Source organism: Cupriavidus sp. CP313, assembly GCF_054072015.1.
Window position 1 is genome coordinate 32,938 of sequence record NZ_JBSVZB010000029.1, and the last position, 22,826, is coordinate 55,763.

At 68.8% G+C, this 22,826-nt stretch carries 17 protein-coding genes; 3 read left to right on the top strand and 14 right to left on the bottom strand.

Features of this window, described 5'->3' with window-relative positions; translation table 11 throughout:
• Position 1: 1 nt before the first annotated feature.
• Positions 2 to 3,154, bottom strand: a complete 3,153-nt coding sequence (locus ACW4E8_RS30820; RefSeq protein WP_456807982.1) for an efflux RND transporter permease subunit — start codon at positions 3,152 to 3,154, stop codon at positions 2 to 4.
• A gap of 68 nt (positions 3,155 to 3,222) precedes the next feature.
• Positions 3,223 to 4,473: an efflux RND transporter periplasmic adaptor subunit gene (locus tag ACW4E8_RS30825; protein WP_456807983.1), complete on the bottom strand. Its 1,251-nt coding sequence runs from the start codon at positions 4,471 to 4,473 to the stop codon at positions 3,223 to 3,225.
• A gap of 618 nt (positions 4,474 to 5,091) precedes the next feature.
• On the opposite strand from ACW4E8_RS30825, the gene ACW4E8_RS30830 reads away from it, so the two are divergent.
• Positions 5,092 to 5,835, top strand: a complete 744-nt coding sequence (locus ACW4E8_RS30830; protein WP_456807984.1) for a TetR family transcriptional regulator — start codon at positions 5,092 to 5,094, stop codon at positions 5,833 to 5,835.
• Positions 5,836 to 5,844: 9 nt separating this feature from the next.
• Here the strand turns inward: ACW4E8_RS30830 and ACW4E8_RS30835 are convergent, their stop codons facing one another.
• A complete protein-coding gene (locus tag ACW4E8_RS30835) occupies positions 5,845 to 6,939 on the bottom strand; it encodes an ABC transporter substrate-binding protein (protein WP_456808032.1) in 1,095 nt (364 codons plus the stop codon).
• Between the two features lie 296 nt (positions 6,940 to 7,235).
• Here ACW4E8_RS30835 and ACW4E8_RS30840 point away from each other — a divergent pair, with 296 nt between their 5' ends.
• Together ACW4E8_RS30840 and ACW4E8_RS30845 are read left to right on the top strand one after the other, a co-directional pair.
• Positions 7,236 to 7,910 carry a response regulator gene (locus tag ACW4E8_RS30840; protein WP_456807985.1) on the top strand — a complete coding sequence of 225 codons (675 nt, stop codon included), beginning with the start codon at positions 7,236 to 7,238 and terminating at the stop codon, positions 7,908 to 7,910.
• Positions 7,911 to 7,923: 13 nt separating this feature from the next.
• Complete coding sequence (locus ACW4E8_RS30845; protein WP_456807986.1) at positions 7,924 to 9,378, top strand: sensor histidine kinase; 1,455 nt, start codon at positions 7,924 to 7,926, stop codon at positions 9,376 to 9,378.
• 3 nt (positions 9,379 to 9,381) lie between these two features.
• Here ACW4E8_RS30845 and ACW4E8_RS30850 read toward each other — a convergent pair whose 3' ends face one another.
• The 11 genes from ACW4E8_RS30850 to cobN all read right to left on the bottom strand — a co-directional run bounded on the left by ACW4E8_RS30850 (position 9,382) and on the right by cobN (position 22,810).
• On the bottom strand, positions 9,382 to 10,851 hold the full coding sequence (locus tag ACW4E8_RS30850; protein WP_456807987.1) for a dihydrolipoyl dehydrogenase family protein: 1,470 nt from the start codon (positions 10,849 to 10,851) through the stop codon (positions 9,382 to 9,384).
• A gap of 67 nt (positions 10,852 to 10,918) precedes the next feature.
• Positions 10,919 to 11,815 carry a patatin-like phospholipase family protein gene (locus ACW4E8_RS30855; RefSeq protein WP_456807988.1) on the bottom strand — a complete coding sequence of 299 codons (897 nt, stop codon included), beginning with the start codon at positions 11,813 to 11,815 and terminating at the stop codon, positions 10,919 to 10,921.
• A 22-nt stretch (positions 11,816 to 11,837) separates the two neighbouring features.
• Positions 11,838 to 12,260 carry a PaaI family thioesterase gene (locus ACW4E8_RS30860; RefSeq protein WP_456807989.1) on the bottom strand — a complete coding sequence of 141 codons (423 nt, stop codon included), beginning with the start codon at positions 12,258 to 12,260 and terminating at the stop codon, positions 11,838 to 11,840.
• A gap of 50 nt (positions 12,261 to 12,310) precedes the next feature.
• Complete coding sequence (locus ACW4E8_RS30865; protein ID WP_456807990.1) at positions 12,311 to 13,369, bottom strand: AbrB family transcriptional regulator; 1,059 nt, start codon at positions 13,367 to 13,369, stop codon at positions 12,311 to 12,313.
• Between the two features lie 124 nt (positions 13,370 to 13,493).
• Complete coding sequence (locus ACW4E8_RS30870; protein ID WP_456807991.1) at positions 13,494 to 15,008, bottom strand: tripartite tricarboxylate transporter permease; 1,515 nt, start codon at positions 15,006 to 15,008, stop codon at positions 13,494 to 13,496.
• Between the two features lie 32 nt (positions 15,009 to 15,040).
• Positions 15,041 to 15,514 (bottom strand): tripartite tricarboxylate transporter TctB family protein, encoded by a 474-nt coding sequence (locus ACW4E8_RS30875; protein ID WP_456807992.1) that lies wholly within the window; start codon positions 15,512 to 15,514, stop codon positions 15,041 to 15,043.
• Positions 15,515 to 15,743: 229 nt separating this feature from the next.
• Positions 15,744 to 16,712 carry a Bug family tripartite tricarboxylate transporter substrate binding protein gene (locus tag ACW4E8_RS30880; RefSeq protein ID WP_456807993.1) on the bottom strand — a complete coding sequence of 323 codons (969 nt, stop codon included), beginning with the start codon at positions 16,710 to 16,712 and terminating at the stop codon, positions 15,744 to 15,746.
• 327 nt (positions 16,713 to 17,039) lie between these two features.
• Positions 17,040 to 17,876: a ChaN family lipoprotein gene (locus ACW4E8_RS30885; RefSeq protein WP_456807994.1), complete on the bottom strand. Its 837-nt coding sequence runs from the start codon at positions 17,874 to 17,876 to the stop codon at positions 17,040 to 17,042.
• A 16-nt stretch (positions 17,877 to 17,892) separates the two neighbouring features.
• Positions 17,893 to 18,255, bottom strand: a complete 363-nt coding sequence (locus ACW4E8_RS30890) for a DUF2149 domain-containing protein (RefSeq protein WP_456807995.1) — start codon at positions 18,253 to 18,255, stop codon at positions 17,893 to 17,895.
• Entirely contained in the window at positions 18,252 to 18,761 is a 510-nt protein-coding gene (locus ACW4E8_RS30895) for a MotA/TolQ/ExbB proton channel family protein (RefSeq protein ID WP_456807996.1), read from the bottom strand. The genes ACW4E8_RS30890 and ACW4E8_RS30895 overlap by 4 nt, the downstream gene beginning before the upstream one ends.
• A 44-nt stretch (positions 18,762 to 18,805) precedes the next feature.
• Positions 18,806 to 22,810: a cobaltochelatase subunit CobN gene (gene cobN / locus ACW4E8_RS30900; RefSeq protein WP_456807997.1), complete on the bottom strand. Its 4,005-nt coding sequence runs from the start codon at positions 22,808 to 22,810 to the stop codon at positions 18,806 to 18,808.
• Positions 22,811 to 22,826: the final 16 nt, after the last annotated feature.

Consider the following 22,826-nt stretch of genomic DNA (forward strand, 5'->3'; position numbering starts at 1 on the left):
TTCAGAGTTCCTCTTTCGGCTCGTGCCACTTCTGGTCCAGCATGCGCTGGCGTGCACTGCCCTTGAAGCGCTTGCGCACCACGACGAAGAAGACCGGCACCAGGAAGATCGCCAGCACCGTGGCCGTGATCATCCCGCCCATCACGCCGGTACCGATGGCGCGCTGGCTGCCCGAGCCCGCGCCGGTGGCGATCGCCAGCGGCAGCACGCCCAGGATGAACGCCATCGACGTCATCAGGATCGGTCGGAACCGCAGGTGCACCGCTTCCAGCGTGGCTTCGACCAGGCCCTTGCCCTGCGCCTGCAGGTCCTTGGCGAATTCCACGATCAGGATGGCGTTCTTCGCCGACAGGCCGATGGTGGCAATCAGGCCCACCTTGAAGTACACGTCGTTGGGCATGCCGCGCAGCGTCACGCCGAGCAGCGCACCGAGCACGCCCAGCGGCACCACCAGCAGCACCGAGAACGGGATCGACCAGCTTTCATACAGCGCGGCCAGGCACAGGAACACGATGATCAGCGACAGCGTGTACAGGATCGGTTCCTGCGAGCCGGCCAGGCGTTCTTCATAAGACTGGCCGGACCACTCGAAGCCGAAGCCCGGCGGCAGCTTGGCGAAGTTCTCTTCCATCACGCGCATGGCTTCACCGGTACTGCGGCCCGGCGCGGCCTGGCCCGCCAGCTTCACCGCCGGCATGCCGTTGTAACGCTCCAGGCGCGGCGAGCCCATCACCCACTTGGACGTCGCGAACGCGGCAAACGCCACCATGTCGCCGTTGCTGTTGCGCACGCGCAGCTTGGTCAGGTCGTCCGGCAGGCGGCGGTCTGAGCCATCTGCCTGCACGATCACCTTGCGCACCCGGCCTTCATAGATGAAGTCGTTGACGTAGTTCGAGCCGAACGCAATCGACAGCGTCGAGTTGATGCTGGCCACGGTAACGCCGAGCGCCTTGGCCTTCTCGCGGTCGATGTCGATCTGCAGCTGCGGCGCGTCTTCCTGGCCTTCCGGGCGCACGCCCATCAGCACCGGGCTCTTGGCCGCCATGCCCAGCATCATGTTGCGCGCTTCCATCAGCTTGGCGTGGCCCTGGCCGGTGCGGTCCTGCAGGCGGAAGTCAAAGCCCGAGGAGTTGCCCAGCTCGGAAATCGCCGGCGGGTTGAGCGGGAAGATGATCGCGTCCTTGATGAACGACAGTGCGCCGAAGGCACGGCCGACCAGCGCCTGCGCGGTCTCGCCGTCGCCGGTGCGCTCCTTCCAGTCTTTCAGGCGCACGAACGCGATACCGCCGTTCTGGCCGCGGCCGAAGAAGGAGAAGCCCGCCACCGTGATCATCTGGTCCACCACCTTGCTTTCCTTCTGCAGGTAGTAGTCCTCGATCTGCTTGAGCACGCCGATGGTACGGTCCTGGGTCGCGCCGTTGGGCAGCTGCACCACCGTGATCATGTAGCCCTGGTCTTCGTCGGGCAGGAACGACGACGGCAGGCGCTTGAACAGCACCACCACGCCGACAATGATGACCGCGTAGATGATCAGGTAGCGGCCGGTGCGCTTGAGGATGCGCGCCACCACGCCCTGGTAGCTGGTCGACGCGCGCGCGAAGGTGCGGTTGAACCAGCCGAAGAAGCCCTTCTTCTCATGATGATGGCCGGCTTCGACGGGCTTGAGCAGCGTCGCGCACAGCGCCGGGGTCAGCGTCAGCGCCAGCAGCGCCGAGAACGCCATCGACGAGATCAGCGACAGCGAGAACTGGCGATAGATGTTGCCCACCGAGCCCGAGAAGAACGCCATCGGGATGAACACCGCGGTCAGCACCAGCGTGATGCCGATGATGGCGCCGGTGATCTGGCCCATGGCCTTGCGCGTGGCTTCACGTGGCGAGAGTCCTTCCTCGCTCATGATCCGCTCGACGTTCTCGACCACCACGATGGCATCGTCCACCAGGATACCGATGGCCAGCACCATGCCGAACATGGTCAGCACGTTGATCGAGAAGCCGAACGCCAGCAGCGCGCCGAAGGTGCCCAGCAGCGCGATCGGCACCACCAGCGTCGGGATCAGCGTGGCGCGGAAGTTCTGCAGGAACAGGTACATCACCAGGAACACCAGCACCACGGCTTCCAGCAGCGTCTTGATCACTTCCTCGATCGAGATCTTGACGAAGGCCGAGGTGTCGTAAGGCACCGAGTACTGGTAGTCCGCCGGGAAGGTCTTGGACAGCTCTTCCATCTTGGCGCGCACCGCAGTGGCGGTGGCCAGCGCGTTGCCGGTCGGGGCCAGCTTGATGGCGATGGCCGCCGACGGCTTGCCGTTGGTGCGGGCCAGCGTCGAGTAGTCGGCGCCGCCCAGCTCCACGCGGCCCACGTCCTTGATGCGCACCGACGACCCGTCCGGGTTGGTGCGCAGCAGGATGTTGCCGAACTGCTCCGGCGTGGTCAGGCGGCTTTCGGTGGTGACGGTGGCGTTGAGCTCGGTGCCCTTGGGCGAGGGCGTGCCGCCCAGTTCGCCCACGGCAACCTGGATGTTCTGCTCGCCCACCGCGGCGGTGACGTCGGTCGGGGTCAGGTTGTAGCCGGTCAGCTTGGACGGGTCCAGCCAGATCCGCATGGCGTACTCGGTGCCGAACAGATCGGCCTGGCCCACGCCCGGCACGCGGCGGATCGAGTCGATCACCTGCGCCGAGACATAGTTGCCGAGCTGGATCGCGTCAGCCGTGCCGGACTTGGACGACACGGTCAGGAACATCATGTAGTTGTTCCCGGCCTTGTCCACGCGCACGCCCTGCTGGCGCACTTCAGCCGGCAGGCGCGCTTCCACGCGCTTGAGGCGGTTCTGCACTTCGACCGAGTTCAGGTCGACGTTCGACCCCGGCGCGAAGGCGATGGTGATGCTCGCCAGGCCGGACGACTCGCTGGTGGAGTTGTAGTAGAGCAGGTTAGGGGCGCCGTTAAGCTCCTGCTCAATCACCGAGGTGACGGAATCCTCCAGCGTCTTGGCCGACGCACCCGGGTAGGTGGCGGTGACCGAGATCGTCGGCGGGGCGATGTTCGGATATTGCGCGATCGGCAACTGCAGGATCGCCAATATGCCGCCCAGCACGATGATCAGCGCGAGCACCCACGCGAACACCGGCCGGTCGATAAAAAACTTGGCCATAGAACTGGCTCCCTCTTGGTCTAGCTAGCGGTCTAGCCGTATTTGCCGTATTGGTGGTACGGCAGGGTTCAGCCTTGCTTGGCGTCAGACTTGGCTTGCTGCGGGCCCTCGGCCTTGGGGGCCGAGGCCGGCGCCGCCGGGGCGGAGGCCGTCGCCGCGGCCGGTGCCGAGGCCCCGGCCGGCTTGAACGGCACGGCCTTGGCCGGCGCACCGACCTTGATCTTCTGCAGGCCCTCGACGATCACCTTCTCGCCGCCCTTCAGGCCTTCGGTCACCACCCAGCTGTCGCCAATGGCCTGCGGCGCCTTGACCGGCACCGCCGCGACATTGCCGTCCGTACCCACCACCATCACGCTGGCACCCTGCGCGCCGCGGATCAGCGCCCGCTGCGGCACGGTCAGTGCGTTCTCATCCACGCCCTGCTCGATCTTCACGCGCACGAAGGTGCCCGAGAGCAGCTCGCGCTTCGGGTTCGGGAACTGCGCACGCAGCGTGATCGCGCCGGTGGTCGGGTCCACGGTCATGTCAGAGAACAGCAGCTTGCCGGTCTGCTCGTACTCGCGGCCATCTTCGACGTACAGGTGCACCCTGGCGCCGCCGTTCATGCCCTTGACCAAGCCGGACTCGATGGCGCGGCGCAGGCGGGTGACTTCCGAAGCCGGCTGGGTGAAGGTGACCCACATCGGGTCGACCTGCTCCACCAGCGCCAGCTTGGTCGCCTCGCCCTTGCCCACCAGCGCGCCCTCGGTCACCAGCGCGCGGCCGGCGCGGCCGCTGATCGGCGCGGTCACGGTGGTGTAGCCCAGGTTGATCTGGGCGGTGCGCACCGCCGCCTTGGCCGAAGCCACGTCGGCGTTGGCCTGGCCGGCGGAGGCCACGGCGTCGTCGTACTCCTGCTTGCTGACCGCGTTGACGGCCACCAGCGGCTTGTAGCGCTCGGCCTTCAGGCGCGCCGACACGGCGTTGGCCTCGGCGCGCTGCAGCGCGGCCTGGGCCGAAGCCAGCGTGGCCTGGTAGGGCGCCGGGTCGATGCGGAACATCACCTGGCCGGCCTTCACTTCGCCGCCTTCGGTGTAGTTGCGCGACAGCACGACGCCTTCGACGCGAGCACGCACTTCGGCCGTGCGCACACCTTCCAGGCGGCCCGGCAGTTCATTGACGACGGCGACCGGCGACGGCGTCACGGTGACCACACCCACTTCGGGCGGGGGCGGGGCGCCGCCTTCGGCCTTCTTGTCGCCGCAGGCAACAAGCGCCACGGCCGACAGCGCCGCTAGTGCATAGGCTGCAACGCAACGGATACGTTGGGACTTCCTCATCGATAACCCCATGATGGCAATTTGAGATCTGCCGCATCGCCCCGACCTGTCATCAGACAAACGGAAAAGACACAGCACGCCGCAAGCTTTGCGGCGGACAAAAGTGTGATGCTAGCCACAAATCGCGGCGTCGCGGTGACGATTGCGACGAACGGTGGCTTTTATGTAACGACTGGATTCATGACCGGATGGCCTGCGGCAGGGATTGCCAACTGTGCTGGGTATGTCACAGAAGGCGGCTGGCCGAATGCCGGGCAAGCGCGTATTATATATACATTCAAGCATGTATGTTAATTTGATGTTGCGGAAGGGCCTTTCGGTGCACAACCTGCGTCGCGGGGCCGCGGGAATACGGGTCCCGACCCCGGTCAAACCCAACCGGCCGGTCCGAATTGCCTCCTACCCGTTCGGAATCACGGCGCAAACCGCCGGCTCGGGTTAGGATGCGCGCCGTCGTGTCGGCTCGCAGGCTGCAAGCACATTGTCATGTGACGACAACGACCCGCCGGCGCATGCGCCGGCCCGTGCGGCTGCCACAGCGGGGCCGCACCCAGGGAGAACTAACAAGGCTGGCCATGACGGCTCGATCGCGTCATGCCGCCGGCACCAGAGACAAAAATGGTCAGACGCACCAAGGAAGAGGCGCTTGAAACGCGCCACCGGATTCTCGACGCGGCCGAAGCCGTGTTCCACGCCCGCGGCGTGGCACGCCCGTCGCTGGCCGACATCGCCGAGGCGGCGGGTGTCACGCGCGGCGCGATCTACTGGCACTTCAAGAACAAGAGCGATGTGTTCGCCGCCATGTGCGACCGCGTCAACCTGCCCGTGGAAGCGCTGTGCGACCCCGAGCGGCTCGCGCGCCAGGAAGACCCGCTGGGCGGCATCCGCGACATCTGCGCCTATGTGATGCGCCAGACCGTGGTCAACCCGCGCTGGCGCCGGGTGTTCGAGATCATCTTCCACAAGTGTGAAATGGTGCAGGACAACGGCGCCATCTTCGAGCGCCAGCGCCAGTCGCACCAGGACGGCCTGGTCAAGATGCGCGAGCACCTGCGCCTGGCCCTGGAGCGCGGCCAGCTGCCCGCCGACCTGGACCTGGACCTGGCCGTCAATGCCTTCCATGCCGCCATCGGCGGGGTGCTGGCGCACTGGCTGTTCTCGCCCCAGGACTTCGACCTCGACGCCAACGCCGAGCGCCTGTCCGACGCCTTCATCGATACCCTGAAGTTCTCACCGGCGCTGCGCCACGGCTACGTGCCGCGCCCGATGGCGGAGCTGGACCGGGAACTGTCCACGCTGTGCCAGCAGGCCTGCCCCAACGCCCAACAGGGCGGGCTCGATACCGGCGACCTGGTCCCCTGAGCGGCGCGCTTAGCCGCGCATGGCCTCGCGCCAGCGCGCCAGGAATGCGCGCTTGCGCATCGCGTCCTGCGCGGCCAGGAGGCCCGGGCCGACGCTGATCGGCTTGAGCGCGTAGCCCAGCCGCTCCGACAATGCTGCGGCGGTGTGCACGCTGTCGGTATCGGTGCGGATGGTGTAGAGCTGCGAGGTGGACTTGGCCAGCAGCGCCTGGCCCTCGCGCGAGAGCAGGTAGTCCAGCCACAGCCGCGCCGCATTGGGCCGCGGCGCGCGCCGGGCAATAAAGGCCACCCGCGACATCACCAGCGTGTAGTCGCGGGGGGCGATCACGTCGATGGCCGCGCCGCGCTCCATCAGCGACAGCGCGTACGACCCCAGCAGGTTGTAGCCCATCACCAGCTCGCCGCTGGCGATGCGCTCGATCATCTCGGCAGTGGACGCCGACAGCTGCACCCCGGCGCGCCCCAGCGCCTGCGCCAGGTACCAGAACTCACTGCCCATGCGCGCGTCCTGCTGCGCCAGCAGGTAACCCACGCCCGAGCGCTCCACGTCATACGTCACCACCTTGCCATGCCAGCGCGGCGCGTGTTCCTGCAGCAGCCGCGCCAGCCCGCTGCGGCTGCGCGGCGGGCGCATGCCGGCCAGGTGGTGGCGGTTGTAGACGATCACCGCGGGCTCGAAGGTGGTGCCCCAGGCCTCGTCGCGCCACACCGCCCAGCCGGGCAGGCCGCCGCGCTCGGGCGAGGCGTAGCGCTGCGCATGGCCGTCGTTGACCAGCTTGATCTGCAGGTCCATCGCCGTGCTCCACAGCACGTCGGCGAAGGCCGCATTGGGCGCGGGCCGCTTGCCGCCCAGCGCCGCGGTCTCGGCCAGGAAGCGCTGGTTCAGCTCGATCGTGTTGAGATCCTGGTAGTGGACGCGGATGCCCGGGTAGCGCGCCTCGAACGCGGCGATCAGCGGCTGCGCCACTTTCAGGTCGGTCGATGCATAGACCGTGACCATGCCTTCGCGCATGGCGCCGGCGATGGTGGCGTCATACCCGGACGGATACCCCGGCGGCGGCGCCGGCGGCCTAGACTGGGCATGAAGGGGCCATGCGGCCGGCAAGGTGGCGCCGGCCAGCAGCGATGCGCCCAGCAGGCGGCGGCGCTGCCCCGAGGCAGGCGGCTCGCAAGCGCACGGCAGGGACGGCGGGGGTGGACGCGTGGGCACGGTGGTCGGGAACGGAAGAACTGCCTGTGGAAGGGAGCGGGCGCACGGACAACACGCGCCGGGACCAGCGGGGCGGAGGTATTATAGGCGCCCGCGGCGGGCACGCTCCATCGGTGCAGCCCCCTGTTATCCGGACGTTTCCCGCCGCCGCAACCGAAACATGGACCAAACCGGCAGAGGAGGAGACCGGCATGCGCATCCTGCTGGTGGAGGATGAAGTCGAACTGGCACGCTGGGTCGCCCGCGCGCTGGAGCAGGGCGGCTTTGTGGTCGAGCACGTCGCCGACGGGCTGCAGGCCGAGGCCCGCCTGCAGGCCGAGGAATACGACGCGGTGCTGCTCGACCTGCGCCTGCCCGGCAAGGACGGGCTGGCCGTGCTCAAGTCCATGCGCGGGCGCGACGACCGCACCCCGGTGCTGATCCTGACCGCGCAGGACACGCTGGACGAACGCGTGCGCGGCCTGAACCTGGGCGCCGACGACTACCTGCCCAAGCCCTTTGCCATTGCCGAGCTGGAAGCGCGGCTGCTGGCGCTGATCCGGCGCAGCCGCGGGCGCGCGCATCCGCGCCTGCAGTGCGGCACGCTGGTGTTCGACGGCGAGACCCGCAGCTTCACGCTGGACGGCGCCCCGCTGGCGCTGACCCCGCGCGAATCGACCCTGCTGGGCGCGCTGCTGGCTCGCAGCGGCCAGCCGCTGACCAAGGCGCAGCTGCTCGACAAGGTGTTCTCGCTCGACGCCGACGTCTCCCCCGACGCGATCGAGGTGCTGGTCTACCGGCTGCGCAAGAAGCTGGCCGGGCACGGCGTCACCATCGTCACCCTGCGCGGCTTCGGCTACCTGCTGGAGCCCGAGGCCGGGCGCTGACATGCGCTTGCGGATGTGGCCGCGCCACCCCGTGCTGCTGTGGCGCCGCGGCAGCCTGCGCCGGCAACTGCTGTTGCTGCTGGTGCCGGCGCTGGCAGCGATGATGGCGATCGATACCTGGCTGACCTACGGCACCCTGCGCGACGCCGCCAACACGGCTTATGACCGGTCGCTCTATGGCTCGATCCGCGCCATCGACAATGCCATCGGCATGGCCGGAGACAGCGTCCAGCTGACCCTGCCCGACGCCGCCATGGAGATGTTCGAGACCGCGGCGCAGACCCATGTGTTCTACCGCGTGTCGACCGAGCGCGCCGGCCAGGTCGAGACCGTCACCGGCTACGACGACCTGCCGCTGCCGGCCGCCAACCTCGTCAACAACCAGCCGCGCTTCTACGACGCCGAATACCGGGGCGAGGCCGTGCGCATCGCCGCCATGGCGCGGCCGGTGTACCGGCCCGACGCGCACATGCGCGTGATCATCCAGGTGGCCGAGACCGCCGAGCCGCGCACCGCGCTGATCGGCACGGTCTGGCGCAGCGCGCTGGCGCGCGACCTGCTGCTGATCCTGCTGAGCGCCGGCATCCTGGTGGGCGGCGTCACCTACGTGCTGCGCCCGCTGGCGCGCGTGCGCGACGATGTGGAAGCGCGTTCGCCGGACGACCTGGCACCGCTCACGTTCGAGCGCGTGCCCGCCGAGGTGCGCCCGCTGGTCGACGCGGTCAACCTGCACGTGTCGCGCTCGGCCGCGATGGCGCAGTCGCAGGCCCAGTTCATCGCCGACGCCGCGCACCAGCTGCGCACGCCGCTGGCCATCCTGAAGACCCAGGCCGAATACGCCCAGCGCCAGCTGCGCGCGCCCGACCCCGAGGCCGCGCGCCAGGCCGCCGGCGAAGCCGTGGGCGGCATCGTCACCCAGCTGGAGCAGGCCGCGCGCCTGACCAACCAGCTGCTGGCGCTGGCGCGGGTACGCCAGCACTCCGGCGAAACCACGCAGGAAGCCGATGGCATCGACATCATCGACGCCGTCACCGTGGCCGAGCAGGTGGCGCTGGACTACCTGCCGCTGGCGCGCGGCAAGCAGCAGGACTTCGGCTGGGAGCCGGTGCCGGGGCTGAAGCTGCCGGTGCGCGCCGACCCCGCGCTGCTGCGCGAGGCGCTGGCCAACCTGGTCCACAACGCCATCCAGTACTCGCCGCGCGGCAGCCGCATCACGCTGTCGGCCACGCGCGCCGACCAGACCGCCTGCCTGGTGGTGGAAGACGATGGGCCGGGCATCCCCGCCGAAGAGCGCGAAAAAGTCTTCGCGCGCTTCTACCGGCGTGTGGGCAATGCGGAGCCGGGCTCCGGGCTGGGGCTGGCCATCTCGCGCGAGATGGCGGCGCGGTTTGGCGGCACGGTGGAGCTTGGCGACGGGTTGCAGGGCACCGGCGTGCGCGCGGTGCTGAAGCTGCCCATCGGCGAATAACTCCTAGCCAAACAACTCCTCCGCCACCGTCGGATGCAGCTGCACCGTGGTCTGCAGGTGCGATTCGCGCACGCCCAGCCGCAGCGCCACCGCCAGCGTCTGCACGATCTCGGGCGCGGCGTCGTCCATCAGGTGCGCACCCAGCACGCGCCCGCTGCGCGCGTTCAGCACCAGCTTGAACATCGACTGGTGGGGTGTGCGTGCAAAGCGGTTTTCCAGCGAAACAAAGCGCTTGACCACGGTGCGGATGCGTTCGGGCTTGCCGGCGGCTGCGATTGCCTGGGCCTCGGTCAGGCCCACGGCGCCGATGGCAGGCTCGCAGAACACCGCGGTGGGCACGAAGTCGAAATCGGCGCGTTCGCCGCGCCGGCCGTACAGGCGGTCGGCCAGCCAGCGGCCCTGCGCGGTGGCCACCGGTGTCAGGTGCAGGCCGTCGATGGCGTCGCCCAGCGCGTAGATGCCGCGCACGTTGCTGCGGAACTGGCGGTCCACGCGGATGCCGCCCTTGTCGCCAAAGTCCACGCCAACCGCCTCGAGCCCGAAGCCCTGCACGTTGGAAATGCGCCCGATCGCCGCCAGCGCGGCCTGCGCGCGCACGGCCTCGGTCTGGCCGGGACGGTCGGTGGGGCGGTAGCAGAGTTCCACCGCGCCGTTGGCCTGGCTCAGCAGGTGCACCCTGGCGTTCAGGTGCAGGCGCACGCCGCGCGCGGTCAGTGCATCGGCCAGTGACCTCGAGATGTCGTGGTCGAAGTGGGGCAGCAGCCGGTCGCCGGCAACGATCAGGTCTACCTTGACGCCGTAGCGCGACAGGATCGAGGCCTGCTCCACGCCGATGTAGCCGCCGCCGATCACCGCGATCGAACCCGGCAGGCTCTGCCAGGTGAAGACATCGTCGGAGCTGGCGGCGAGGCCGCCGCCGGGCACGTCGAGCGCGCGCGGGCGCGCGCCGGTGGCAATCAGGATGCGGCGCGCATGGATGGTCTCGTCGCCGACGCGCACTTCGTCTGGGCCGGTGACCAGTGCGTCGCCGCGCAGTATTTCCACGCCGGATTCGTGCAGGCGCTGGGTGTAGCCCGTGTTCAGCCGCGCGACTTCGGCGTTGACGCGCACGATGGCGTCGCGCCAGTCCTCATGCCCGCCGGTGTGCGACAGGCAGCCCGACAGGATGGCCGACCAGGTGGCGCCGTACGACAGCATCTTCTTGGGCACGCAGCCGCGGTTGACGCAGGTGCCGCCGATGGCATCGCGCTCGACCAGGATCACGCGTGCGCCGTGCGCGGCGGCGCGCCGCGCGCAGGCCACGCCGCCCGAGCCGCCGCCGATCACCACCAGGTCTGCCTGGCGCACCTTGTCGTTGCGCCGCGTGCGGCCGTTGCGCACGCGCGGCACCTGCTCCACCGGCGGCGCCGCGCTGACCTCGCGGGCGCGCCGCGGTTCCTTGGCCCCGGCGGGGGTTGTCTGGCGCTTAGTCATCCATGCCTCCTGTCGCGGCACGCGGGCCGCATCGACAACAATCAGGCCAGCGCCAGCAAACGAAACACTAGGCAGCGGGCCGCAGTTCGGTATTCAGGATCGACGGCCACTCGCGCAGGAAAGTTTCCCCGTCGCGGCGGCCCAGCTCGTAGGCGTGCGTCATGGCATCGGGCCGGGTGTAGTCCCAGCTCGAGATCGGCACGCGCTGCGAGGGCTGCAGGTACAGGCGGCGCTGGCCGCCTTGCTCAAGCACGAAACGGCGCGGGCGCGGGTACAGCCTCGTCACCAGCACCAGCACATTGCCCGGCGTGGCATCGAGCGCGTCCACGGGCACGTTGTCGACCAGCCCGCCGTCCAGCACCGGGCGGCCGCCGCGGCGCAGCACCGGCGTGAACGGCGGCGTGGAGGCCGACTGCAGCAGCAGGTCGGCCAGCTGCTCGGGCGAGGCGCAGTCCTGCGCGCGCACGAACTCCGGCCGGAAGCCCAGCTTGCGCCCCAGCCGCGGGTGCAGCGTCTTGAGCACATGCTTGTCGATGTTGTACGCCAGCAGCCCCGCGGCCACCGCCAGGCGCGGGCCGGTCCAACGCGGGATATGGGCCACGCCGATGCGGATCTCCGGCGCCTGCTGCAGGTGCGAGAGGCGCCCGTCGGCGAAGATCGTCAGCAGCGCGGTGCGGTAGATGCCGTAATGCGGGAACACGCGCTCATTGCGCAGCAGGTTGCCCCAGTAGGCATTGCGGCGGTTGTTGGACAGCACCTCGCGGTAGTAGTCCATGGTCTGGTGCGAGTCGTGCGCATAGACCATGCACGCCGTCGCCGCGCCGGCCGAGATCGCGGCGATCACGCGCGGGCGCAGCTGCAGTTCCGGTGCGACCGTGTCCCACCAGCCCGCCTGCCACCAGCAGCGGTTGCCGCCGCCGGCAAAGACGATCTGGTCGAAGGGATTGGCGTGGCCGGAAGTCATGGACGCTGGCGTTGCGCGGGGATCAGAGCAGGGCGTAGGTGGTGGTGGCCTGCACCGCCAGCTTGCCGTCGGTGCCGGTCAGCTCGATCTCGCCGAACACCACGGTCTTGCCCAGGCGCAGCACGTTGGCGCGCACCAGCACGTCGCCGTCGATCACCGGGCGCATGAAGCTGGTGGTGAGCGTAACCGTGGTCATCGGGCGGAAGGCGCCTATTGCGCTGGCCACGGCGACGATCATGGCGGTATCGGCGGCAGACATCAGCACCTGGCCGCAGACCACGCCGCCCGCATGGCGGAACGATTCGCTGAACGGCAGGCGCAGCGTGACGCCCTGGGCATCGACGGCTTCGGCACGCAGGCCGAGCTGGCGCACCCATGGCGCCAGCACGCGCTCCAGCGTGGCGTCGATATCGGTGAGGCTGAATTGCGGTGCGGCTTCTGACATGGCGCTCCTGATTCTAGCTGGCCGCACCGTAGCCGTCCTGTGGCGGACCGCTACTCTGTCTCCTCCGGCGCGACGCGATGTTTGAGGCAATGATACAGGGGGCCGGTGGCCAGCACCACGAAGGCCATCCGGATCACGTGGAACGCGGTCACCAGCGGCACCCCCACCTCCAGCACCTTGGCGGTGATGCACATCTCGGCAATGCCGCCCGGCGTGGTGCCCAGGATCACCGTGGCCGGGTGCGCGCCCGACAGCGCCGACAGGCCCCAGCCCAGCAGCGCCGATACCACCAGCGCCAGCACCGTGTAGAGCGCCACGCCCGACAGGAAGCGCGGCGCGGTATGCAGGAACTCGCGCGAGAAGCGCACCCCCAGCGAGACCCCGATCAGCAGCTGGCCGGCACGGCTCATCCAGGTGGGGATGGCCGACAGTTCGATCCCGGACGCGGTCAGCACCGCCGCGGCCAGCAGCGTGCCGATCACGAACGGGTTGGGCATGTTCAGCCGCTTCACCAGCAGCGCCACGCCGAGCGTGATGGCGACCAGCGCCAGCAGCCCCGGCGCGCTGACCAGGCGCGGGCCGGGGATATAGGGGTCGAGTCCGTGGATGCCGCCGTACTGGAAGATGGCCGGCACGGTCACCACCACCATCAGCACCCGCAGCGAATGCGCGGCCGCCACCTGGTCGATGCGCGCGCCGTTGCGCTCTGCCAGGTTGGCCATCTCCGAGGCGCCGCCGATGGCGGTGGAGAAGAACGCGGTCTTGAAGGCCACGCCGGTGGTCCGCCGCAGCAGGATGGCGCCGCCCGCGCCCAGCACCAGCGCGAACAGCGAGCCGGCAATGATGTAGGGCAGGTACTCCACCAGCCGCGCCACCACGTCCGGCGTGAAGTAGAGCCCGAGCGACGCGCCAATCACCCACTGGCCCGCATTGCGGGCCTGCGACGGCGCCCGCAGGTCGGCCCCGGCCATGCGCGCGGCGGCCACGGACAGCAACGGGCCGATCATCCACGGCAGCGGGGTATGCAGCGCGGTGCAGAGCAGGGCGGCGGCCAGCCCGAGTGCCAGCGTCGGCAGCGCGGATAGCCAGGGGTTGGAGAAGAGACGCATGGTTCAGCGGCCTGGCGCGGAAGCGCCGGCGCTTTGTTGTTCTGGAAGGCGTGAGACGAAAGACAAGAGGCCCGCACGCCGTTGGCGTGCGGGCCTCGCAAAGCTTACCGCAAGATCGCGTGCATCAGGCCGCGTTGTCGGCCTGCGCGTGCGCCGAGGTGCGGGTCGCGTGCCAGCGCAACAGGCGCGGGATCACCACCACCGCCACGGTCAGCGCCAGGATGGTGGCCGAGATCGGCTGGCGCAGGAACAGGGTCCAGTCGCCCTGGCCGATCGACAGCGCATTGCGCAGCTGCTTCTCGGCCATCGGCCCCAGGATCATGCCGACGATCACCGGCGCGGTGGGGAAGTCGAAGCGGCGCATCACCATGCCCAGCAGGCCGACCACGAACAGCAGCAGCAGGTCGAACCACGACTGGCGGATGCCGTAGGCGCCCAGGCCCGCGAAGATCAGGATGCCGCCGTACAGCAGCGGCGTGGGCACGCGCAGCATGCGCACCCACAGCCCGATCGCCGGCAGGTTCAGCACCAGCAGCATGACGTTGCCGATATACAGCGACGCCAGCAGGCCCCACACCAGGTCGCCCGAGGTCTGGAACAGCATCGGGCCCGGCTGCAGGTTGTAGTTCTGGAACGCGGCCAGCAGGATCGCGGTGGTGTTCGAGGTCGGGATGCCCAGCGTCAGCAGCGGGGCCAGCGTCGCCGTGACGGCAGCATTGTTGGCCGCTTCGGGGCCGGCCACGCCTTCGATCGCGCCGACCTTGCCGAACTCTTCCTTGTGGTCCGACAGCTTCTTCTCGGTGGCATACGACAGGAAGGTCGGGATCTCGGCGCCGCCGGCAGGGATCAGCCCGAACGGGAAGCCGATGATGGTGCCGCGGATCCACGCCGGGACCGAGCGCTTCCAGTCCGACTTGTTCATGTGGACCGAGCTGAGCTTGTTGAACGTGCCCGCCGGCTGCGGGAAGAACGCGTTGAACAGCGCCTCGCCCACGGCGAACAGGCCCACCGCCACCACCACGATGTCGATGCCGTCGTACAGCTCCTGCACGTTCATCGAATAGCGGGTCTGGCCCGACAGCGAATCCATGCCGATCAGGCCGATGCCCAGGCCCAGGAACAATGCGGTCATGCCGCGCAGCAGCGACGAGCCCAGCACGGCGGAGACCGTGGTGAAGGCCAGCAGCATGATCATGAAGTACTCGCCCGGGCCGAACTGCAGCGCCACGTCGGCCGCCACCGGCGCGAACATCGACAGCAGCACGGTGGCGATGGTGCCCGCCACGAACGAGCCGATCGCCGCGGTGGCCAGCGCCGGGCCCGCGCGCCCGTTCTTGGCCATCAGGTTGCCTTCCATGGCCGTGACCATGGTGGAGGACTCGCCCGGGGTGTTCATCAGGATCGAGGTGGTCGAGCCGCCGTACATCGCGCCGTAGTAGATGCCGGCGAACATGATCAGCGCCGCGGTCGGTTCCACCTTGGCGGTCAGCGGCAGCAGCATCGCCACCGTCAGCGCGGGGCCGATGCCCGGCAGCACGCCGATGGCGGTGCCGAGGAAGCAGCCCACCAGGGCCCACATCAGGTTGATTGGCGTGATGGCCACGGCAAAGCCGTGCATCAGCAGGTTCAGGGTATCCATTCGAAGACTCCTTGCTGGTCGGGCGGGCGGGCTCAGAAGCCGGCGATGGGCAGCAGCGGCAGGTTGATGCCGAGCAGGAATTCAAACAGCGCCCACATCGGCACCGTGATGCACAGGCCGATCAGCGCGTCGCGCACGATACGGCGGCTGCCGTAGCCACGCGCCACGCACACCATCAGGAGCGTGGAAGCGAACACGAAGCCAAGCGTGCCGATCAGCGCCATGTTCAGCACCAGGCCCGCGGCCACCCACAGGAAGCCGCCGAAGTTGTGCGGCGCATCGGGCAGCTCCGCATCTTCTTCCGGCATGTTGCGGAAACCGCCGCGCACGCCCTGCCAGGTCAGCAGCGCGCCGCACACGGCCAGGCCGACGGCCACCAGCGTGGGCACGAAACGCGGCGACAGGCCGGCATAACCCTCTTCGCCGGAAATGCCGGACAGCCCGAGGAAGAAGAACAGCGAGAGCGCCAGCACGGCGATGCCGATGGCGAAGTGCGAGGGTTTCATGGAGACTCCTTGGCCTTTGTCGCCAGCATGGGTGCTGGCGTCCGCGACGCTGGCTGGTTCTGCCCGCGCGGCGGCAGGGCCCGGCGACATATGGTTATTTGTCTGCGAACCACTGTAATCAGCGGCAGGTGGACACCGGGCCCTGCGCCGTTTTCCCACCGCCGGGTTCACCGGCGGGGTTGGCAGGCACGACAGGTAAAGCAGGTTGAAGCGGTGCTGCGGGCAGTTCTTACTTGGCCACGCCCAGTTCACGCAGCGAGCCGCCCAGGCGGGCCGATTCGCTGTCGACGAACTTGCCGAACTCGTCGCCGGTCAGCAGGAACGGGGTCCAGTCATTCTTCTGCAGCGTGTCCTTCCAGGTCTGGCTCTCGGTGGCCTTGACCACCGCATCGATCATGGCCTTGCGCTGCTCGGCGCTGATGCCGGGCGCGCCGTACACGCCGCGCCAATTGTAGATCTCGACGTTCACGCCTTGCTCCTTGAGCGTCGGGATATCGGCGGTGCGGTCCTTGGAGGTCACCGCCAGCGCGCGCATCTTGCCGCTCTTGATAAAGGGCAGGAATTCCGACACGCCGGCAATGCCCACCGTCACGTGGCCACCCATGATCGAGGCCGAGGCTTCGCCGCCGCCCTGGAAGGGCACGTAGTTGATCTTCTTGGGATCGACGCCCGATTCCTTGGCGATCAGGCCAGCCAGGATGTGGTCGATCGAACCCTTGGAGCCGCCGCCCCAGCTGACGCTGCCCGGGTTGGCCTTGAGCTGCGTGGTCAGGTCCTTGATCGACTTGATCGGCGAGCTGGCCGGCACGGTGATGACCATGGTGTCGGCGAACAGGCGCGCGATCGGGGTGGCGTTCTTCAGCGTGACCGGCGGCTTGTTGGTCTCGATCGCGCCCACCATCACCGCGCCCACCACCATCAGCGCATTGGGGTTGCCCTTGTCGGTATTGACGAACTGCGTCAGCGCGATGGTGCCGCCGGCGCCGCCCTTGTTGTCGTACGAGGCGGTCTTGGCCTGGCCCGCGGAAATCATCGCGGCGCCCAGCGAGCGGCCGGTCTGGTCAAAGCCGCCGCCCGGGTTGGCGCCGATCATGACCTTGACGCTGTCCAGCGCAAAGGCCGGCGCGGCGGCAAAGGTGGCGGCAACGGCGGCCGATGCCATCACGGCATGGGCCAGGCGGGAATAGGTACGGCGCATAGCGGTCTCCTGGTTGTACCGGGGATGCGCCATGCCAGCCTGCTGGCAGCCGCGATCCGACCCGGGCGTTCCGGCTGCCACTGCGTTGCGGGGGACGGGAAGATAGCCGGGGGGGACTGCGCGAAAGGCGCAGTGCCGGTGCTTGTCTCCTGTCCGGCGCGGCGAGGTGTGGCCGGGACTGTTCTTGGACTTTTGGTGAACGTCAGACCGGAATCACCGGTCATGGGGCGGATTCTAGGCGGCGGAAACTGTCAAAAGGCTGTCAATCGGGGGGAGAAAGGGTCGGGGTTTACGTGGATGGCGCATTACAGCGCGGGTGCAGGCCCCTCAACCCGCCGGCTTCGCCTGCAGGCACGGGTCCTTGCGCGCCACCGCCGGCACCACCACGGCCATGTCGAACTCGCCGTCGGCCGGCGGGTTTTCCACATACCCCACGCTGACCACCTGCCCCACGCCCACCCCCAGCCAGCGCGGCACGCCGATGTCGCGCCGCACATGGCCGTTGCCGGCGATCAGCACCGCGCCGCGCTGCGCGTAGGGGCGCAGCGTCTGCGCCATCACCGCATCGCGCGCGGCCTGCGCCGCCAGCATTCCGGGCAGCATGGCCTTGGGGAAATTGCCGCAGTGGCCTAGGTCGAGCACCGCCGTCTGCGCGGCCACGAGGTCGTCGGGCAGCGCACCGGACAGGCCCAGTTGCTGACGCTCGCCGGCCGGGAACAGGCTGTCCAGTCCGCCGCGCAAAATCTTGCCGGCGTCGGCGCGCGACAGGTTGGCCGCCACCAGCGGCAGGTCGTACTGCAGCGCCAGCGCCACCACCGGCCGGTACAGCGGCCATTGCCAGGCACCGCCGCCGGCCTGGGCGATCAGGTAGTCGGCATCGCGCGGGCGCTCGCGGCGGGCGCGCTCGATATCCGCCTGGCGCTCGCGGTCGAACTGCTCCATGGCGATGGCGGGGCGCCAGCCTTGCTCGATGGCGCGCGTCAGCGCGGCCAGGCGCTGCTGCTGCGCGGCGGCATTGTCGTGGACCTCGCCCAGCAGCACGTAGGACTTGCCGGCGAAGGCGGCGCTGACCGCCTCGGGCGCGGGGCGGGTGGCCGCGCAGCCGGTGGCGAGCACAGCGACAGCGGCGGCCAGCATGCCGGCAATGCGCAAACGGAATGACATCACGCGGTTCCTTTCCTTATCTCGTTGTCGTGGCGGGGTTGGCGGCCTGCGCTCCCGCTTGTTGCCCGGCCTGCTGCTCCGGCACATACACCATCGACCCGTCCTTCATCCGATAGGCTACGCCAGCCTTGACGCCATCGCCCGAGCCCACCTGCCCGCTGGCCTGGTAGCGCACCACCTTCTCGCCCTGGCGCGACACGATCTCCATATTGGGCTTGCCCGGGTTGGTGATGATGGTCACGTCGTCATGCGTGAACGGGTTGGCCGGATTCTGCGCGATCGCCACCAGCAGGGCGGCGATCACCACCAGGAACACGTCGATCAGGTTGACCACCGACAGGATCGGGTCGTCGGCTTCGCTCTCTTCCAGGAACTTCATTCCCCGGCCTCCCATTGCGGCCGCGACTGGCCCAGCCACACCAGCTCCTCGGCCAGCCAGCGGCGGCGCACATTGACCACCCAGAAGGTGATGCTGGCCGCGATCAGCGCCAGGATCACCGCGGAGAAGGCAATGGTGAGATTCTCGCCCACATTGGCCAGGTTGCCACCGGACAGGCCCTTGAGCGCCGGGCCCATCGGGATCATGGTGGCCACCAGCCCCAGCATCGGGGCCACGCGGGTGGCGATGCGCGGGCGTTCCAGCAGGCGGTGCGCGGCGACGTCAAGCGCGTCGGTGTTTGCAACCTTGTGCCGGCGCGCCCACGTCACCAGTACGTAGCCGCGCCCGCTTTCAATCGGATGGCGCGCGCGCAGCCAGGCCTGCATGGCGAACTCGCCCAGCGCCCAGAAGGCATACAGGAACAGCAGCGCGATCAGCGCCAGCGTCGGGATCAGGAACAGCTGGCCGACGTCGTACATCAGGGTTTCAAGCAGGGTAGGGGTCATGGTGTCTCGTTTTCAGGAATTCGATGGATGCTTCTGCAAGGGGCTCAACGCGATCCCGGTATCCAGCTGCCGCCGGCAGCCGCCTGGCGCCGTCGCGCGCTGACGGCGCCGCCGACGATGGCCGCGGCCAGCGCGATGCCGCCGGCCAGCCACGACAGCACCGGCACGATGGCGGCCGCGGGCGGATTGCGCTCGACCAGCTGCATGCCTTGCACGGGCTGGGGTTGGGACTGGTTCGGCGCTGGCGGCGACACCGGTGCGGGTTCGGCTGCAGCGGGCTTTGCAGGCGCGGCAGGTTTGGCAGCGCGGGGCGCCGCCGGCGCCTGCATGCCGAAGCCCTCGGCCGCGGCCTGCACCTGCTGCTTGCGGTACTGGTTGAACGCACGGTTGTTGCTGACGATGTCATGGCGCTGCGCGAGATCCTCGTAGCGCTGCGCCAGTGTCTCCAGCAGCTTGCTGTCGGCCTTCCAGTAGCCCTTGCGCGCGGCTTCCAGCATGCGCTCGATCACCTGCGCCTGGGGCTGCGGCGCGTTCTTCTCGAACCACTCGTTCAGCCCCAGCTTGTGCTTGTCGTTGACATAGACCTCGGCAAACTCGGTCCACTGGTCGTCGCGCACGATCTCGGGCGAGACCGCGGTCCAGCCCCAGAAGTTGTTGACGGTGTCGAGCACGTTCAGCGCGCCGCTGTAGCCCTCGGCCTTCATGCCCTCGATCCAGCCCGGATGGAAGTAGCGCGTGCGCAGCTCGCTGGCCAGGAAGCCCGCCGCGGTCTCGGTGCGCGCATTGCTGGCATCGCGCAGGTTCGAGATCAGCAGCTCGGGCGCCTTGCCGGTCAGGTGCCGCACCGCCAGGCCAATGCCGCCGAGGTACTGGAACGGATCGTCGGTGGTCAGCATGCCGTACAGGTTGGAGCTGCGCGCCAGCAGCGCGCCGTCCACGCCCTTCAGGTTCTCGGCATACAGGTTGACCTGCGGCAGCGCCTCGCCCCAGTGCTGCTCGTCGGGGCCGTAGGCGTATTGCATGCGGGCAAGGTAGAGTTTGGCCAGCTTGGCATCGGCCTCGCGGCCGCTGCCGAAGGTGTCGGTGGCCATCGCGGCATCGTTGAGGCCGGTGCCGTAGTTGCCCGACTCGCTGGCGAAGATGCGCGTCACCGCCAGCGCATCGAGCCGGTCGGCGGGGACGTTGAGCTTCGCCAGCCGCTCGCGCACCGCGCGCGTGTTGGCGGCGACGACGTTGTCGGCCTCCGGCTGCGCGGCGGCCAGCTTCACCGCCTCGGCCAGCCACTTCATCAGGTTGGGGAAGTGATCGCGATACAGGCCCGTGGCGGACAGCACCACGTCCACGCGCGGGCGCCCGAGTTCCGCCGCGGGAATCGCTTCCACGCCAACGACTCGGCCGCCATCATCCCACTTGGGCCGCACGCCCAGCACCGCCATGGCCTGTGCTTCCAGCATGCCCTGGTGGCGCATGGTCTCCACGCTCCACAGCGAGAACGCCAGCTTGTCGGGGTATCGACCATGGCGCTTGCGCCAGTCGGCGATCATGGCCTCGGCCGCGGCCTGGCCGGCCTTCCACGCTTCGCGGCTGGGCACCTTGGAGGGATCGAAGCCATACAGGTTGCGTCCGGTCGGCAGCGTGTCGGGATTGCGCACCGGGTCGCCGCCGGTGCCTGGCAACAGGTGCCGGCCTGCCAGCGCGGTCAGCAATCCCGCGTTCTCCGGCGCGGCGTCAAGGCTGGCATAGAGCTGCCGCGCGCGCTGCATGTCTTCGCGCTGGCGCGCATCGCGCAGTTCGTCCAGCGGCGCGCCTTCGGCGACGTAGCGGCGCACCATCGCGTAGGGCGCGGTCTGCGCAAGCTGCGCGTAGTCGACCGCGAACAGCTCCTCCGGCTCTTCCGGGAACACGCGCGTGAGCCAGTCCTTGCCGAGCATCGCCATGGTCGTGTAGAGCCGCAGCCCGTCGTCCTGCGACTGGCCGAAGGTATGCAGGCCATAGGGCTGCAGCGTGCCGCCGAGTTCATGCAGGTGGATATGCAGCGCATCGAGATAGCCGGTGAAATCGGTGCGCGCGCGCGCCGCGGTCCAGCCCATGTCCTGGAACAGGTGCATCGTGGCGCTGCGCGCCAGGATCTGCTGCCTGATCGTGTCCTTCACCGCGCCTTCATCCTGCTGCGGGAACTGGTGCAGCTGGTCGTGCAGCGACACCAGTTCGGTATGCAGGCCCGCCGGGCGGAACGGTGGCGTCTGGTGGCTGACGATCACTGCGCGGCCGCGGCGCTTGGCCTGGATCGCCTCGCCCACGTCGTCGACGATATACGGGTAGATCACCGGCACGCTGCCCAGCACCAGGTAAGGCTGGTCGGTGACGGATAGCCCGCGCTCCTTGCCCGGCGTCCATTCCTGCGTGCCGTGCGTGCCGTAGTGCACCAGCGCCTCGCGCCCTTCGCGTGCCCACAGGTAGGCGGCCATGTAGAAGTGGTTCAGCGGGGTGGTGGTGGAGTGGTACAGCGCCTTCTCGTCGGATTCATTGCGCTCGCCGCGCGGGGGCACCGGCATCAGCGCGACATTGCCGAGCTGCAGGCGCGGGATCACGAAGCCGGCCTCGCCGTTGCGCGTGGTGGCCATCGCCGATTGCTCGGGGTTGCCCCAGCGCTGTGCCACCGAGGCGCGGAACGCGGCGGGCTGCGCGTCGTACCAGCGCCGGTACTGCGACATCGGCATCCATACCGCCAGCCCCGCGTCGAGCAGCGGCTCCAGCTTGCCGCTGCGGTAGAAGGGCGCGAGCAGCGCGCCCAGGTCGCGTTGCAGCCGTGCTTCGTCGGCCGCCTCGGTCGTATAGCCAGCGGCGCGCAGCGCGGTGAGTGTGCTGGCCAGGCTCCTGGGCAGGTTCAGGAACGATGCCGACAGGTTCTTCTCGCCCGCCGGGTAGTTGTAGTACAGGATCGCCACGCGCTTGTCGGCGTTGGGCAGGTGGCGCAGCCGCGCCAGCGCCAGCGCCTTGTCGGCTACGGTGTCGAGCTGCGCCGGCAGGCTGACGATGGCGCCGTCGCCCTTCGCGGTAGCGGCCGCGACGATGGGATCGATCACGCCGGCCAGCTCGGGCTGCACCAGGTAGAACGGCGTATCGGTCAGGCTGATGCCGTGCGGATCGTCCTGCCACGCCTGCGCATCGCCCTTGCGGTAGGGCATGACCTGCATCACGGGCACGTCGAGCTTTTCGAACTCGGCCTTGCGCCCCTGCGGGTTCAGCATGATCTGGCCGTTGATCAGCACGTCGACCAGGCGCCTGCCTTCAGGCATGGCCATGCGCAGGATGCCGTCGGCATCCATCACCGGGCCGTAGAAGGTGAGCACGCGCGCATGGCGGGCTTCCAGGCGGCGGATCAGGTCGTCGATAAAGGCGCTGTCCAGCCCCGAGACATAAGCCTGGTGGATGGCGATGCCGATCACCGGGCCGCTGCTGCCCGACGCGGCCAGCGCTTCGTCCGGCGAAGTGGTGATGACGTTGGCCAGCTTAGGGTGATAGTAGGCCGCCTTGGGGAAGGCGACCGGTGCCGGGATACTGCTATCGGCGCGCAGGCGGAACTGCTGCGCGGCCAGCGTGCGCATCATCGCGCTGAAGTTGGCACGGCCGCCGTTGACGTAGTACGCATGCAGCTGCGCGGCAAGCTTGTCGTCAACGCCGTGCGCCTCGTAGCGGTCGGTCGCCACCAGCACGCGCGGCACGCGTGCCTGCGTCCACAGCGGGCCCAGCTTCTGCAGCATCGCGGTGACGATATGGTCGCGCGGCGCATCGACGATCAGCAGGTCGGCGTCGTTGATAAAGGGCGCGATCTCCTGCGCCGGCATACGTTCGAGATAGCGCGCCTCCAGCGCCATGCCTTGCGCCTGCGCCATCTCGCGCAACGGCGCGAACTTGCCGGCGGGCACCGGCGAGCTGGTCAGGATGGCGATGCGCGGCAGCGCGGCGGCGTGTGCAACGCCGGCCAGCATCAGCAGCCATAGCAGCGCCCACACGAAGCGGCTTTTCATTGTGTTTTGTGGGGACATGGCAAAGCTCCTGCGG